Source organism: Leclercia sp. M-A074-M, assembly GCF_965195605.1.
Lineage (GTDB): Bacteria > Pseudomonadota > Gammaproteobacteria > Enterobacterales > Enterobacteriaceae > Enterobacter.
This window is the reverse complement of sequence record NZ_CBDAHM010000007.1, coordinates 153,530-168,642: the sequence shown is the minus strand read 5'-3', so window position 1 is coordinate 168,642 and position 15,113 is coordinate 153,530. Positions and strand designations below refer to the sequence as shown.

The window sequence follows — 15,113 nt, the reverse complement described above, 5'->3', positions numbered from 1 at the left end:
CCGGGTTATTCAATGGGTAAGGCGGTGGTGTATTTTATCTGTTCCATCGCAAAGCTGGAGGTGACATTCGTCAGACCCGGCACGCTGTTGACCAGCCGTTTATAGAAGTCATCATAGCGCTTCATGTCAGCTACCTGTACGCGCATCAGGTAGTCATATTCGCCCGCCATGCGCCAGAAGCCCAGCACTTCCGGCATCTGTGAAACCACGCTAACGAATCCGCAGTACCATTCGCTGCTGTGGTGCTGCGTTTTTATCAGCACAAACGCGGTCAGGCCAAGCCCCAGTTTTTCGGGATCGAGCAGCGCCACACGCCCCAGCAATATGCCTTCGTCTTCCAGTCGTTTCAGGCGTTTCCAGCAGGGCGTGGTGGTCAGATTAACGGCATCCGCCAGCGCCTGCAAAGAGAGGGTGCAGTCACTTTGCAGTAAGGAGAGCAGCTTACGGTCAATTTTATCTAGCATAACCACCCCGCAGAGAAAATTTTTCTCTTCACATTCTATTTTAAAGGTCAGATAGCAACAATTTTTTCTGTGCTTTTCGCTATGCTGGGCACAAAATGACAAATGGATAACTTCGATGAATAGCACCTGGGTTAAAAATGCCATCAGTGAAATTAACGCCGATTATCAGCGGTCGGCGGATACACACCTTATTCGCCTTGCCCTGCCCGGTTTTCCGGGTATCCAGCTCTATCTGAAAGACGAAAGTACCCACCCCACCGGCAGCCTGAAGCACCGTCTGGCGCGCTCGCTGTTCCTGTATGGGCTGTGTAATGGCTGGATCAATGAAGGCACCACCATTATTGAATCCTCCTCCGGTTCCACCGCCGTCTCTGAGGCCTATTTTGCCCGCCTGCTCGGCCTGCCGTTTATCGCCGTTATGCCATCCTGTACGGCGAAACGTAAAATCGAACAGATCGAATTTTACGGTGGTCGCTGTCACTTTGTGGAAAGCGCCTGTGAAATTTATGCCGCCTCAGAGATGCTGGCCCGGGAGCTGAACGGCCACTATATGGACCAGTTTACCTTCGCGGAGCGGGCCACCGACTGGCGCGGCAATAACAACATTGCCGACAGTATCTTCCGCCAGATGCAGAATGAGCCTAACCCGGTACCGGCCCATATCGTGATGAGCGCTGGCACCGGCGGCACCTCGGCCACCATTGGCCGCTATATTCGCTGCCAGGGATACGATACCCGTCTTATGGTGGTGGATCCGCAGAACTCCGTATTCCTGGATTACTGGCAGCAGCGCGATCCTGCCCTGCGCAGCCCGGTCGGGAGCAAAATAGAAGGGATTGGCCGCCCGCGCGTCGAACCATCGTTTATTCCGGATGTGGTGGACGAGATGCTCCGCGTGCCGGATGCCGCGAGCGTCGCCACCGCCCTCTGGCTGGAAACGCAGCTGGGCCGCAAGGTGGGGGCCTCAACCGGCACCAATATGTGGGGCGCGTTACAGCTGGCCGCGCGGATGCGTGAGGCAGGGCAAACCGGCTCTGTCGTGACGCTGCTGTGCGACAGCGGTGAGCGTTATCTGGAGACCTATTACAACGCCGAATGGGTAAAAGCGAATATTGGCGATGTGGCGCCGTGGCTTGCGGAAATCACCCGGCTGGTAAAATAAAAAAAGCCAGACGTTTGTCTGGCTTGCTGGAAGGGTCTCACTATTCGGGGGAATAAGGAAGATCAGGTGTATCCAGCCAATGGGTTAAGAAATGGGACACGGCCTCGTTGCGGCAGTGTCCAATAACCGGTAAATGCGCCAGCTCGGCGATCAGCTGCGGCATCGCATTGCCCATAATCAGGCCGCGCCCCACGCTGCCCAGCATCTCGCGATCGTTCATCGCATCGCCAAACGCCATACACTCCTGCAGGCTCAGGCCCAGATGTTCGCTCAGCACCGCCAGCGCGGAGCCTTTGTTGCACCCTACCGGCAGCACCTCCAGACAATCGATGGCCGAGAAGGTGAGATGCGCGCGGCCGCCCAGCGCCTCGTTGAGCTGAATGCGCAGGCGGCACAGATCGTCATGATCGCCGCAAAAACAGATTTTCGTCACCGCATGGGCCGGAATACGACGCAGATCGGTCACCTGATACTGGAAGCCGCTATAGACGTGCGCTTCGAGCAGCGCCGGGATTTCCTTGCCTGTCAGCCAGCCGGTATCGTTAAAAACGTGGATGCTGGCCTGCGTATCCCATGTGCTGTGCAGCACCTGTTCTGCCACATCCGGGGCGAGATCCTGGCGATAAAGCACATCCCCTTCCAGAGAGTGAATGCGCGTGCCGTTGCCGGTAATCAAAAAGGCGTCGAGGGAGAGCGCCCCCATTAAGTGGCGCATCTCCAGCACATGACGACCCGTGGCGAAGGTGAGCGTGATATCACGCTCACGCAGCCGCTTAAGCACGCTCAGCGTCCTATCGCCTAAACGGTGATCCGGCATTAACAAGGTGCCGTCCATATCAAATGCCGCCAGCCGCGCCATGAGAACTCCAAAAATGTGAAGAGGTAACTTGTGCAACAGTATTGCCTGGTATATACGGAAGTAATACTGAATAGATGGACATTATTGTTCCGGGTTTACGATGCGCCAGCTTAATCGACTTAATCAGTACCAGCGACTGTGGCAGCCCTCTGCCGGTGCGCCACAGCAGGTCAGCGTGGCAGAGCTGGCGAGCCGCTGTTTTTGCAGTGAACGGCATGTCCGCACCCTGCTGCGTCAGGCCCAGGAGGCGGGCTGGCTCAGCTGGCATGCGCAGTCCGGACGCGGAAAGCGCGGTGAGCTACGCTTTTACGTCACGCCGGAATCGTTACGTAACGCGATGATGGAAGAGGCGCTGAAAAGCGGGCATCAGCAGAACGCCCTGGCGCTGGCACAGCTGGCCCCCCAGGCGCTGCGCGCGCTGCTGCATCCTTTTCTGGGCGGGCAGTGGCAGAATGATACGCCGACGCTGCGCATTCCCTATTACCGTCCACTCGATCCGCTCCAGCCTGGTTTTCTGCCGGGCCGCGCTGAACAGCATCTCGTGGGACAGATCTTTTCCGGACTGACCCGGTTCGACGATACCCGCAGCGAACCTGTGGGCGATCTGGCGCATCACTGGGATATCTCGACCGACGGGCTGCGCTGGCATTTCTACATTCGCTCCACGCTGCACTGGCACAACGGGGATAAAGTCGAGGCAACCCAGCTCCAGAGCCAGCTGGCGAAGCTGCTTACCCTGCCCGCGCTGCGCAAGCTGTTTAACAGCGTGAGGCAAATTGAGGTCACCCATCCTCAGTGCCTGACTTTTGTATTACACCATCCCGACTACTGGCTGGCGCACCGGCTGGCAAGCTATTGCAGCCACCTTGCCCATCCTGAACAGCCCCTGACCGGGAGCGGGCCGTTTCGCCTGGCAATCTTCGATCCTGACCTGGTCCGGCTGGAAAGCCACGAGCAGTACCACCTCGGGCATCCGCTGCTGAAAGCGATCGAATACTGGATCACGCCTCAACTTTTTGACCAGGATTTAGGTACCAGCTGTCGTCATCCGGTGCAGATTGCCATCGGTGAGCCGGAGGAGCTTGCCAGCCTGCGGCTGGTCAGTAACAGCATCAGCCTCGGTTTTTGCTACCTCACGCTTAAACAGAGCGATCGCCTAAGCGAAGCGCAGGCCCGACGGATGATCGAGATCATCCATCACTCGTCGCTGCTGCATACGCTGCCGCTGGACGAGAATCTCATCACGCCGACCCAGGAGTTGCTGCCGGGCTGGTCAATCCCGCAGTGGACGCGGGAACAGGAGACCGTTCTGCCGGAAACGCTCACTCTGCTTTATCACCTGCCGGTGGAGTTGCATACCATGGCGGAACAGTTGAAACGCTATCTGGCGCAGGAAGGGTGTCAGCTCAGAGTGATGTTTCATGACGCCAAAACCTGGGACGGCTGCACCGCCCTGGCGGAGGCGGATATCATGATGGGGGACAGGTTAATTGGCGAGGCGCCAGAATACACCCTGGAGCAGTGGCTGCGCTGTGATGCCCTGTGGCCTTATCTGCTCAGCGCACCGGAGTTCGCGCACCTGATGGCGACCCTGGATGCCGTTCAGACCCAACCCGACGGTTCTGCCCGCCATCTGGCGCTGAAAGAGGTTTACTCCCGCCTGATGAAGCGTGCCGTGCTGACGCCGCTGTTCAACTATCAATATCAAATCAGCGCCCCGCCGGGGGTAAATGGTATCCGGCTGAATCCGCGCGGCTGGTTTGACTTTACCGAGGCCTGGCTGCCAGCGCCGAAAACGTGAAGAAGCTGGTCGCCGCCACGGGCAGACGCTACCATAGGTCTTTAACCGTCAAAGTTGGGAAGATTAATGAAACGTGCCGTTGTCGTCTTCAGTGGAGGTCAGGACTCCACGACCTGTCTGGTTCAGGCTCTGCAGCAATATGATGAAGTCCATTGTGTGACTTTTGACTATGGCCAGCGCCATAGCGAAGAGATTGAGGTCGCGCAAAAACTGGCGGTGAAACTCGGCGCACGGGCGCATAAGGTGCTGGATGTCACTCTGCTCAACGAACTGGCGGTGAGCAGCCTCACTCGGGACAGCATTCCGGTACCGGACTACGAACCGGATGCCGAGGGGATCCCGAATACCTTCGTACCGGGGCGTAATATCCTCTTCCTGACCCTGACGGCCATCTATGCTTACCAGGTAAAAGCCGAGGCAATCATCACCGGCGTGTGCGAAACCGACTTCTCGGGCTATCCGGACTGCCGCGATGAGTTTGTTAAAGCCCTTAACCACGCTGTGAACCTCGGCATGGCCAAAGATATCCGTTTCGAAACGCCGCTAATGTGGCTCGATAAAGCCGAAACCTGGGCGCTGGCCGACTACTGGGGCAAGCTGGATCTGGTGCGTAACGAAACGCTCACCTGCTACAACGGCATCAAAGGCGATGGCTGCGGCCAGTGTGCGGCGTGTAATCTGCGCGCTAATGGCCTGAATCACTATCTGGCGGATAAAGCCGGGGTGATGGCGGCTCTGAAGAAAAAAACCGGTCTTAACTGACCGGAGCGGTCTGCCGGGTGAAAAGATGCTTCGCCCGGCATCAGAAGCGGGGTTATTTGATTAACAGCTCCAGCTTCTCACGTAACTCCCCCTCCAGCGGCAGCGCTTTCTGCGTTTTCAGATCGATGCAGACAAAGGTAATCAATGCATCTGCCACCACCTGTCCTTCCGGCTCCAGGGTGATCACCTGGCTCAATACCCCACTTTTCCCGTTCAACTGCTGTAGCTGGCTGGTCACGGTGAGTAGATCGCTGAGCACTGCGGGCCGGCGATAGTTGATATTGATGTTCACCACCACAAAAGCGATACGGTGCGCGGTCATCCATTGAAAACTGTCGCTGTTTTCCAGTCCATCCCAGCGCGCCTCTTCGAGGAACTCCAGATAACGGGCGTTATTAACGTGTTGGTAAACATCAAGGTGGTAACCGCGAACTTTGATTTGGGTCTGCATAGCGCAATAGCCTTCAGGGTAGTTAATTATAAGATTCAGAGGTCATAACTGGTACGACCTCTTTATCCTGGCAAATTTTTACCACTGTGCAAGTTATTACAGCATCAGGTGCGCAAGATTACGTTCCACCAGCGCCCCACCCATACCCGGAACCTGCCGGAGATCGTCCAGAGTTTTAAACGGACCGTACTCTTCGCGGTAACTGACGATCGCCTGGGCTTTTTTTATCCCCACGCCATTCATCACCTTTGCCAGCTCCTCTGCCGATGCAGAATTAATGCTGACCCGCACCCCTTCCTCTTCGCCGTTTTTGCTGCTCGCGGCGGCTTTCGACTGCGGTGATGATGTGACGGAGACCGACGGCTCAGATTTGCTTTGCGTGACCGGCGTTTTCGCGACCGAGGGTGCCGCCAGCGCGCTGTGGCTCAACCCCGCCGTTACGATGGCAAGCGTGATGAAATGGGCTTTGATTCCATGTTTCATGCTGTTTTCTCCTTGTTTGTTGACAGCCCCCTTACCTTATTCGGGCCGCTTTTCAGGCACAAACAGCAGATTGCAGAAATGGAAAAGGCCGCGAAAGCGGCCTTTTGGTATTGCAGTATGTTGCTTAAGTTTGCGACCAGCGCCGTAATTACTGCTGAGTAATGATATCGCCCAGCTTAATTTTGGCTTCTTTACGCAGATTACTCATCAACGCTTCGAAAGCGATTTGGGCGTTGTTCTGGGTGATACCCTGAACCATCGCTTTCTTCTGCGCTTCCGGCATGGTGCCCGCTTTGACTTCATCCAGCGCCACAATCACTACGTTGCCCTGCATATCGTTGGCGATACCAAAGCTCGGTTTGTCTTTCGCAGGCTGGCTCAGGGTAAATGCCGCCTGGCTGATCGGATCCTGACCGGTACGGCTCAGGGTCTTCGCCTCGCCAAAGCTCAGGCCAGCCGCTTTCAGCGCCTCATCACCTTTACCGGCTTTCAGCTCAGCCAGCAGCTTTTCAGCATCCAGCTTCGCCTGCTGCACGGCTTTGTTATGTTTCACCAGCGCAGCGATCTGATCTTTCACCTCGTCCAGCGGCTTAACAGCCTCCGGCTTGTGTTCACTCACACGCAGGACAAAGGCGCGGTCGCCGTCCACGGTGATGATGTCGGAGTTGCTGCCCGGGGTGCCGTTTTCGCCCACCAGACCACCGCTAAAGATAGCATCCGCCACTGGCTTGAAGTTCAGCTCCTCCGGCAGGTTGTCACGATCAAACCAACCGGTGGTGACAGCTTTCGCGCCCGCAGCCTGCTCAGCGCCCGCCAGGGATTCGTTGTCGTTGCTGGCCGCATCGCTCACTTTCTGCTGCAACGCATAGAAGCCATCCAGCGCTTTCTCCTGCTTCACTTTCGCCGCAATCTCATCATGGACGTCCGCCAGCGGTTTGGTTGTCGCAGGGGTAATATCATCCAGACGTGCCACCAGGAAACCGACGGAAGATTTAATCACGCCAGAAAGTTGACCTTTCTCTTTCAGGCCGGCATTTTTCAGCTCGTCCGGGGTGGTGGCCTCTTCCAGCCAACCCATGTCACCGCCGTTTTTCGCAGAGATGATATCGGTGGACTTCTCTTTTGCGACCGTTGCAAAGTCGGTGCCTTTGTTCAGCTCATCCAGCGCCGCTTTAGCGTCGGCTTCCGTTTTGGTCTGAATCACGCTGTAACGGTTACGCTGTGGCTGAATGAACTGATCCTGATGCTGATCGTAGTAAGACTGGATCTCCGCATCGGTGGCGTTCTCCTGCATCGCAGCCGCATCCAGCTTGATGTAGCTCACGCGGAACTGTTCCGGGGCGGTGAAGTTGTTTTTGTTCTGCTCGTAGTAGCTTTTCACCTCTTCGTCGCTCGCCTGCTGTTTAGCCGCCAGGGCGTTAACGTCGAAAGTGGCTTCGCGCACGACGCGCTGCTGAGCAACCAGCGTCGCCAGCTCGTCCGCTTCGCCCTTAAGCATGAAGTCGGTGCCTACAACAGCGTTAATAAGCTGCTGAGTGGTGAGCTGATTGCGCAGTGCCTGAGCGTATTGATCCGGCGTCATCCCCATCTGATTAACGATGGCGGTATAACGGGTGTTATCAAATTTGCCGTTATTCTGGAAAGCAGGGGTAGCGAAAATCGCATTCTTCACCTGATCATCGCTGATGCTCAGACCCAGCTCACGGGCATACTGATCCAGCAGCGCTTCGTCGATAAGACGGTTCAGCGTCTGCTGACGCAGGTTCTTCATGTACCCTTCGTTCGCCGCCAGTTCAGAGAACCGATCGCCTAACTGTTGCTGCATGCGGTTACGTTCACCGGCAAATGCATTCTCAAACTGCCCACGGCTGATTTCCTGGTCGTTCACTTTTGCGGCGTAGTTTGCACTACCGCCAATCAGGTATCCGCTCACGCCGGTCAATATGAACGACACGATAATGATACCGAAAATAATCTTGAGCACGAGACTGTTAGCAGCCGTGCGTAAGCTGTCCATCATGGTGTAACCACACTCCGCTGTAGGTGACTGGTGACCTGACGCTGGCGGAATCCTGACCGCAGCGCGTAAAGACGTATTGTGACAAGAAACCGGGGCTATTGTCAGCCCACAACTCGCATAAACTCACATAAATCAGGCCTGGACAAACAAAAAAGGCACATCAAATGATGCGCCCTTGTACTTTTCAACTTCCCTGAAGTAAGAAAGCGATCAGTTTACCGCGTCTTTCAGCGCTTTGCCGGCACGGAAGCCCGGAACTTTAGCAGCAGCGATGGTGATCTCTTTACCGGTCTGAGGGTTGCGGCCAGTACGGGCAGCACGCTCTTTAACAGCAAAAGTACCAAAACCTACCAGCGCTACGTCGTCCCCAGCCTGCAGAGATTCGGTAACAGAAGCAATCAAAGCATCTAACGCACGTCCAGCCGCAGCTTTGGAGATGTCAGCACCCGCAGCAATTTTGTCAATCAGTTGAGATTTATTCACTCTTCTCTTCCTCTCTTTATAATTTATATCGCGTCTGAATCCTTCACAACGCGACCGCGCAGCAGTTATATCAGGCCTGCCATGACCTTACAACACCCGTTGTTGATGGCTGGCCCAATCAGCAATCTAAATTAGCTATACAAAAAAAGGCTGGCAAGCCCGAAATAGCTTACCAACCTTTTTTTTATTGACGCTCTTTGCGCGAGGTCACTATTTTGCGGTCACAACCTGCATTCCTGAAGGCTCATTCTGCAGCGCAAGTGTCAGAACTTCCTCAATACGTTTCACCGGATGGATATCCAGATCGGCGATAACGTTATCCGGAATCTCTTCCAGATCGCGCTTATTCTCGTACGGAATGAGAACCGTTTTAATGCCACCGCGGTGTGCCGCCAGCAGTTTCTCTTTCAAACCGCCAATCGGCAATACCTGGCCACGCAGGGTGATTTCGCCGGTCATTGCCACATCGGCACGAACCGGGTTACCGGTCAGGCAAGAAACCAGCGCGGTACACATGGCGATACCGGCGCTTGGGCCATCTTTCGGCGTTGCCCCTTCCGGCACGTGAACGTGAATGTCGCGTTTTTCGTAGAAGTCCGGATTAATACCCAGTTTTTCCGCGCGGGCGCGCACCACGGTCAGCGCAGCCTGAATGGACTCCTGCATCACTTCACCCAGCGATCCGGTGTAGGTCAGCTTACCTTTACCCGGTACGCAGGCGGTTTCAATGGTCAGCAGATCGCCGCCTACTTCAGTCCATGCCAGACCCGTAACCTGTCCGACGCGGTTTTCGCTGTCCGCGCGGCCATAGTCGTAGCGCTGAACACCGAGGTATTCGTGCAGGTTGTCGCCAGTGATTTCAATGTGCTTCAACGACTTATCGAGCAGCAACTGTTTAACCGCTTTACGACACAGCTTGGAAATTTCACGCTCCAGGCTACGCACGCCCGCTTCACGGGTGTAGTAACGAATGATGCCGATAATCGCGCTATCATCGACGGTCAGTTCGCTCTCTTTCAGAGCGTTACGTTCAATCTGCTTCGACAGCAGGTGACGACGGGCAATGTTCAGCTTTTCGTCTTCGGTGTAGCCAGAAAGACGGATCACTTCCATACGATCCAGCAGCGGTGCCGGGATGTTCATGGAGTTAGAGGTTGCCACGAACATCACATCGCTCAGATCGTAGTCCACTTCCAGGTAGTGATCGCTAAATGCCACGTTCTGCTCTGGATCCAGCACTTCAAGCAGGGCAGACGCCGGATCGCCGCGCATATCGGACGACATTTTGTCGATCTCATCTAACAGGAACAGCGGGTTTTTAACGCCCACTTTCGCCATCTTCTGGATCAGTTTGCCCGGCATTGAGCCGATATAGGTCCGGCGGTGACCGCGGATTTCCGCCTCGTCACGCACCCCGCCCAGCGCCATACGGATATATTTACGACCGGTGGCTTTGGCGATGGACTGCCCCAGAGAGGTTTTACCCACCCCCGGCGGCCCGACCAGGCAGAGAATTGGCCCCTTGAGCTTATTCACACGGCTCTGAACCGCAAGGTACTCAAGGATGCGGTCTTTGACACGCTCAAGACCGTAGTGGTCGGTATCCAGGATCTCCTGGGCCTGGCGCAGGTCTTTTTTGACCTTGCTGCGGGCGTTCCACGGAACCTGAACCATCCACTCGATATAGCCGCGTACAACGGTCGCTTCAGCCGACATCGGAGACATCATTTTCAGCTTCTGCAGTTCTGCTTCCGCTTTCTCTTTGGCCTCTTTCGGCATTTTCGCCGCGTCGATCTTACGCTTCAGCGCTTCGTTTTCGTCCGGCGCGTCATCCATCTCGCCGAGCTCTTTCTGAATAGCCTTCATCTGCTCGTTCAGATAGTACTCGCGCTGAGATTTCTCCATCTGCTTCTTCACGCGGTTGCGAATGCGTTTCTCAACCTGCAGCAGATCGATTTCAGACTCCATCATCGCCATCAGATATTCCAGACGCTCGTTAACGTCGGACATCTCCAGCACGGACTGTTTGTCCGCCAGCTTCAGCGGCATGTGTGCAGCGATAGTGTCTGCCAGACGTGCAGGATCGTCGATACTGTTGAGCGACGTCAGCACTTCTGGTGGGATTTTTTTGTTCAGCTTGATGTAGCCTTCAAACTGACTGATCGCGGTGCGAACCAGCACCTCCTGCTCACGCTCGTCCAGCTGAGGCGAGTCGAGGTATTCCGCTTTTGCCGCAAAGTGTTCGCCATCGTCAGATAGCGTGGTAATACGCGCACGCTGTAGCCCCTCAACCAGCACCTTTACGGTGCCGTCAGGCAGCTTCAGCATTTGTAAAATAGAGGCCACGGTCCCGACGGTGAAAAGATCGTTTACACCCGGCTCATCCGTTGATGCTTCTTTCTGCGCAACCAGCATGATTTTTTTATCATGATCCATGGCGGCTTCAAGGCAACGGATAGATTTTTCCCGCCCTACAAATAAGGGTATGACCATGTGCGGATAAACCACCACATCGCGCAACGGCAATACGGGGATTTCAATGCGTTCAGAACGCTCAGGATTCATAGAGCTCTCTCTTAGTTTAGTGTCCGCCAGGTAAGCTGGTCATGAGACTGTGCTTCACATAACCATTAACATGTAATCCAGTATATGGGGATGTTTCCCACACATTCAACGTCATGTTTACGGAAAAATAAAAGGGGGGATTAAATCCCCCCTTTTTGATTAACTGCTTGTATGCTCTGGTGAATTATTCGCCAGATGCCTGCTGCGCTTCCGGCGTACCGTAAATCAGCAGCGGCTTGCTTTGACCGGCAATCACGGACTCGTCGATGACCACTTTCTCGACCTCTTCCAGGGAAGGCAGGTCGTACATGGTATCAAGCAGGGCTGCTTCAACGATGGAACGCAGGCCACGGGCACCGGTTTTACGTGCCATCGCTTTTTTAGCAATCGCATCAAGCGCTTCGTCGCGGAATTCCAGCTCAACACCTTCCAGATTGAACAACGCCTGATACTGCTTGGTCAGGGCATTTTTCGGCTCTTTCAGAATTTGAATAAGCGCATCTTCGCTCAGTTCTGTCAGCGTGGCGACAACCGGCAGACGACCGATGAACTCAGGGATCAGACCAAACTTGATCAGATCTTCTGGCTCAACCTGCATCAGCAGTTCGCCCTCTTTCGCTTTTTCAGACTTCGCTTTTACGGTGGCGCCAAAGCCAATACCCGAGCCGGTTTCAACACGGTTAGCGATGACTTTATCCAGACCGGCAAACGCACCGCCACAGATAAAGAGGATCTTGGAGGTATCAACCTGCAGGAACTCCTGCTGAGGATGCTTACGACCGCCCTGCGGTGGAACCGCGGCAACCGTCCCTTCGATCAGTTTCAGCAATGCCTGCTGCACACCTTCACCGGAAACGTCACGGGTGATCGATGGGTTATCGGATTTACGCGAGATTTTATCGATCTCATCGATATAAACGATACCGCGCTGTGCTTTCTGCACATCGTAATCACATTTCTGCAGCAGTTTCTGAATGATATTTTCCACATCTTCACCCACATAACCGGCTTCGGTCAGGGTGGTGGCATCGGCCATGGTGAATGGAACATCCAGCAGACGTGCCAGCGTTTCTGCCAGCAGGGTTTTACCGGAACCGGTTGGGCCGATCAGCAAAATGTTACTTTTGCCCAGCTCAACGCCGTTGCTGTTATCCCCGTTACGCAGACGTTTGTAGTGGTTGTACACCGCCACTGCCAGCACTTTTTTCGCCTGTTCCTGGCCGATGACATAGTCGTCAAGATGATGACGAATCTCATGCGGGGTCGGTAACGCGCTGCGCTCGCGGTGTGGTGCGACTTCTTTAATCTCTTCGCGGATGATGTCGTTACATAAGTCGACACATTCGTCGCAGATATACACGGATGGCCCGGCAATCAGTTTGCGCACTTCATGCTGGCTTTTGCCGCAAAAAGAGCAGTAAAGCAGTTTGCCCGATCCATCTTTGCGTTTATCTGTCATGAGTCAAAACCTCTTTTTAAGTTCTTTGTGCCGCACATGACGACGCAAATGCCATTCTCAGACGCAAGCTGCTCGTAAGCAAAGTGCCGCCCTACCATAGTATAGCGGCACACCCGCGTCGTGGGCATCAATTACGATGGGTCAAAATGGAGTCGACTAATCCGTACTCAACTGCCTCTGGTGCGGACAGGAAGCGATCGCGCTCGGTATCACGCTCGATCTGCTCAAGTGATTGACCCGTGTGGTGAGCCATAAGTTCATTCATACGCCCTTTAACTTTCAGAATTTCACGGGCGTGAATCTCAATGTCTGTCGCCTGGCCCTGGTATCCGCCCAGCGGCTGGTGGATCATAACGCGCGAATTCGGCAGGCAGAAGCGCTTGCCTTTCGCCCCTGCGGTCAGCAGGAATGCGCCCATCGATGCCGCCTGGCCCATACAAATGGTGCTCACATCAGGCTTGATGAACTGCATGGTATCGTAAATGGACATCCCGGCGGTGATAACGCCACCCGGGGAGTTAATGTACAGGTAAATGTCTTTTTCCGGGTTTTCCGCTTCCAGAAACAGCATCTGCGCCACGATCAGGTTCGCCATGTGGTCTTCCACCTGGCCGGTCATGAAGATAACGCGCTCTTTAAGCAGACGGGAGTAGATATCAAAAGAACGTTCACCGCGAGAGGTCTGTTCAATAACCATTGGCACCAGCGCCATATGGGGTGCAAAGTTATCTCGTTCGCCACTGTATGACATTTCCGTCTCCTGGATAAAAAATGAAAATACCTGCTGTACTGATTGTAACCTTGCGGACGGATTATCAGCCAGTCTCTTTGATACTGCTTCCCCACTAATGGGGATGGCTCAGCCCTATTTCAAGCATAACAATCTTTTGTTGTAACGCTAACACTGAAAAGGCGTTTTATCACGCTTCGTGATTTATAACTGTGATAAAAAAAACCCGCCGCCGAAAGGCAACGGGTTTTTTGCTCAAACTTTAAACAAAGCGGGCAGAATTATGCCTGCTGGTTCATCAGTTCGTTGAAAGAAGTGGCTTTTTCGGACACTTTCGCTTTGGCCAGAACCGCTTCAACAGCCTGCTCTTCCAGGGCGACATTGCGCATGTTTTCCATCAGCTCTTTGTTGCTGCCGTAGAAAGCAACAACTTCTGACGGATCTTCGTAGGCAGAAGCCATCTCTTCGATCAGACCTTTAACACGCTCTTCGTCAGCTTTCAGCTCGTGGGTACGAATCACTTCGCCCAGCAGCAGACCAACGACAACGCGGCGTTTAGCCTGCTCTTCGAACAGCTCGCGTGGCAGCTCCAGCGCTTGCTTCTCGTTGCCACCGAAACGCTGTGCAGCCTGACGGCGCAGAACGTCGATTTCGCTGTCGATCAGGGCAGACGGGATCTCGATCTCGTTAGCTTTAACCAGACCTTCGATAGCCTGAGACTTCACGCGGTTACGCACGGCGCCTTTCAGCTCGCGCTCCATGTTTTTACGCACTTCTGCACGCAGACCTTCAACAGAACCATCTTCAACGCCGAAACGTTTGATGAAATCTTCAGTCAGTTCTGGCAGCTCGCGGTCTTCGACTTTCTTCAGGGTAATGGCAAACTTAGCCGCTTTACCTTTCAGGTTTTCAGCGTGGTACTCTTCCGGGAAGGTCACGTCGATGGTGAACTCTTCGCCAGCGCTGTGGCCTTTGATACCGTCTTCGAAGCCTGGGATCATACGACCCTGGCCCATCGCCAGTACGAAGTCAGACGCTTTACCGCCTTCGAACTCTTCGCCGTCTACAGAGCCGGTGAAGTCGATGGTGACACGGTCTTCTGCATCAGCAGCGCCGTCTTTGTCTTTCCAGGTCGCCTGCTGCTTACGCAGGGTGTCCAGCATGCCGTCAACGTCAGCTTCAGTCACTTCAACGACAGGTTTTTCAACTTCAATCGTTTCCAGGCCTTTCAGCTCAACTTCAGGATAGACTTCGAACTCTACTGCGTAGGTGAAGTCTTCGCCCAGTTTGTATTCACCCGGAACATAGGTCGGGGAACCGGCTGGGTTGATTTTTTCTTTGATGATCGCGTCAACAAAGTTGCGGCTCATCAGGTCACCCAGCACGTCCTGGCGAACAGAAGCGCCATAACGCTGAGCAACGACATTCATCGGTACTTTGCCCTTACGGAAGCCGTCAATACGGACTTTCTTCGCTACGTTGACCAGCTCGCTTTTTACAGCGTTTTCGATGCTGTCAGCAGCGATTGTAATCGTTACACGGCGGCCAAGGCCTTGAGTGGTTTCAACTGAAACTTGCATCTTGTTACCTCAAAAAAATCACAGTGCTCGGTCAACTCTGAATTTGCCTCGCAATACCGGGATGCTCTCTTGTAGCAGATTCACATTCCCTGTCGCCAGAATCATCCCGAAGACATTCATTAAGACGCGGCATTATAGCGGCATCACTTTAGTGAGTCGAGAACGGTTGGCGTATGTTGCTGCGGCTTTTTTCACAAATTAAGGCTATTTTTAGCCTTAAAATCGCGCCACCGGCTCAAAACCCGGACAAAACAAAACGGCCCGCAGGCCGCTTTGACGTAATCTTTATGCAAC

At 54.3% G+C, this 15,113-nt stretch carries 13 protein-coding genes; 3 read left to right on the top strand and 10 right to left on the bottom strand.

Going from position 1 to position 15,113, the window contains the following annotated elements:
• Positions 1 to 5: 5 nt before the first annotated feature.
• Positions 6 to 464, bottom strand: coding sequence for an Lrp/AsnC family transcriptional regulator (locus ACOKCT_RS15580; RefSeq protein WP_168192003.1), 459 nt, complete (start codon positions 462 to 464; stop codon positions 6 to 8).
• Positions 465 to 579: 115 nt separating this feature from the next.
• On the opposite strand from ACOKCT_RS15580, the gene ACOKCT_RS15575 reads away from it, so the two are divergent.
• Complete coding sequence (locus ACOKCT_RS15575) at positions 580 to 1,626, top strand: PLP-dependent cysteine synthase family protein (protein ID WP_103178490.1); 1,047 nt, start codon at positions 580 to 582, stop codon at positions 1,624 to 1,626.
• Positions 1,627 to 1,666: 40 nt separating this feature from the next.
• Here the strand turns inward: ACOKCT_RS15575 and cof are convergent, their stop codons facing one another.
• Positions 1,667 to 2,485 (bottom strand): HMP-PP phosphatase, encoded by an 819-nt coding sequence (gene cof, locus ACOKCT_RS15570; RefSeq protein ID WP_103178489.1) that lies wholly within the window; start codon positions 2,483 to 2,485, stop codon positions 1,667 to 1,669.
• Positions 2,486 to 2,585: 100 nt separating this feature from the next.
• Here cof and ACOKCT_RS15565 point away from each other — a divergent pair, with 100 nt between their 5' ends.
• Positions 2,586 to 4,286 carry an SgrR family transcriptional regulator gene (locus ACOKCT_RS15565; RefSeq protein WP_156654001.1) on the top strand — a complete coding sequence of 567 codons (1,701 nt, stop codon included), beginning with the start codon at positions 2,586 to 2,588 and terminating at the stop codon, positions 4,284 to 4,286.
• Positions 4,287 to 4,352: 66 nt separating this feature from the next.
• Positions 4,353 to 5,048 carry a 7-cyano-7-deazaguanine synthase QueC gene (gene queC / locus ACOKCT_RS15560; protein WP_103178487.1) on the top strand — a complete coding sequence of 232 codons (696 nt, stop codon included), beginning with the start codon at positions 4,353 to 4,355 and terminating at the stop codon, positions 5,046 to 5,048.
• Between the two features lie 52 nt (positions 5,049 to 5,100).
• Here the strand turns inward: queC and fadM are convergent, their stop codons facing one another.
• The 8 genes from fadM to tig all read right to left on the bottom strand — a co-directional run bounded on the left by fadM (position 5,101) and on the right by tig (position 14,819).
• On the bottom strand, positions 5,101 to 5,499 hold the full coding sequence (gene fadM, locus ACOKCT_RS15555; RefSeq protein ID WP_103178486.1) for a long-chain acyl-CoA thioesterase FadM: 399 nt from the start codon (positions 5,497 to 5,499) through the stop codon (positions 5,101 to 5,103).
• A 96-nt stretch (positions 5,500 to 5,595) separates the two neighbouring features.
• Entirely contained in the window at positions 5,596 to 5,982 is a 387-nt protein-coding gene (locus ACOKCT_RS15550) for a helix-hairpin-helix domain-containing protein (RefSeq protein ID WP_420193639.1), read from the bottom strand.
• A 148-nt stretch (positions 5,983 to 6,130) separates the two neighbouring features.
• The gene (gene ppiD / locus ACOKCT_RS15545) at positions 6,131 to 8,002 is read right to left on the bottom strand and encodes a peptidylprolyl isomerase (RefSeq protein WP_159339712.1); all 1,872 of its coding nucleotides are present in this window, start codon (positions 8,000 to 8,002) and stop codon (positions 6,131 to 6,133) included.
• Between the two features lie 210 nt (positions 8,003 to 8,212).
• Positions 8,213 to 8,485, bottom strand: coding sequence for a nucleoid-associated protein HU-beta (hupB, locus tag ACOKCT_RS15540; RefSeq protein ID WP_002444653.1), 273 nt, complete (start codon positions 8,483 to 8,485; stop codon positions 8,213 to 8,215).
• A 210-nt stretch (positions 8,486 to 8,695) separates the two neighbouring features.
• Positions 8,696 to 11,050 carry an endopeptidase La gene (lon, locus tag ACOKCT_RS15535; RefSeq protein WP_103178483.1) on the bottom strand — a complete coding sequence of 785 codons (2,355 nt, stop codon included), beginning with the start codon at positions 11,048 to 11,050 and terminating at the stop codon, positions 8,696 to 8,698.
• A 184-nt stretch (positions 11,051 to 11,234) separates the two neighbouring features.
• A complete protein-coding gene (clpX, locus tag ACOKCT_RS15530) occupies positions 11,235 to 12,509 on the bottom strand; it encodes an ATP-dependent protease ATP-binding subunit ClpX (protein ID WP_103178482.1) in 1,275 nt (424 codons plus the stop codon).
• 127 nt (positions 12,510 to 12,636) lie between these two features.
• Positions 12,637 to 13,260: an ATP-dependent Clp endopeptidase proteolytic subunit ClpP gene (gene clpP, locus ACOKCT_RS15525; RefSeq protein ID WP_032616835.1), complete on the bottom strand. Its 624-nt coding sequence runs from the start codon at positions 13,258 to 13,260 to the stop codon at positions 12,637 to 12,639.
• Positions 13,261 to 13,520: 260 nt separating this feature from the next.
• On the bottom strand, positions 13,521 to 14,819 hold the full coding sequence (gene tig, locus ACOKCT_RS15520; protein WP_103178481.1) for a trigger factor: 1,299 nt from the start codon (positions 14,817 to 14,819) through the stop codon (positions 13,521 to 13,523).
• Between the last annotated feature and the right edge of the window lie 294 nt (positions 14,820 to 15,113).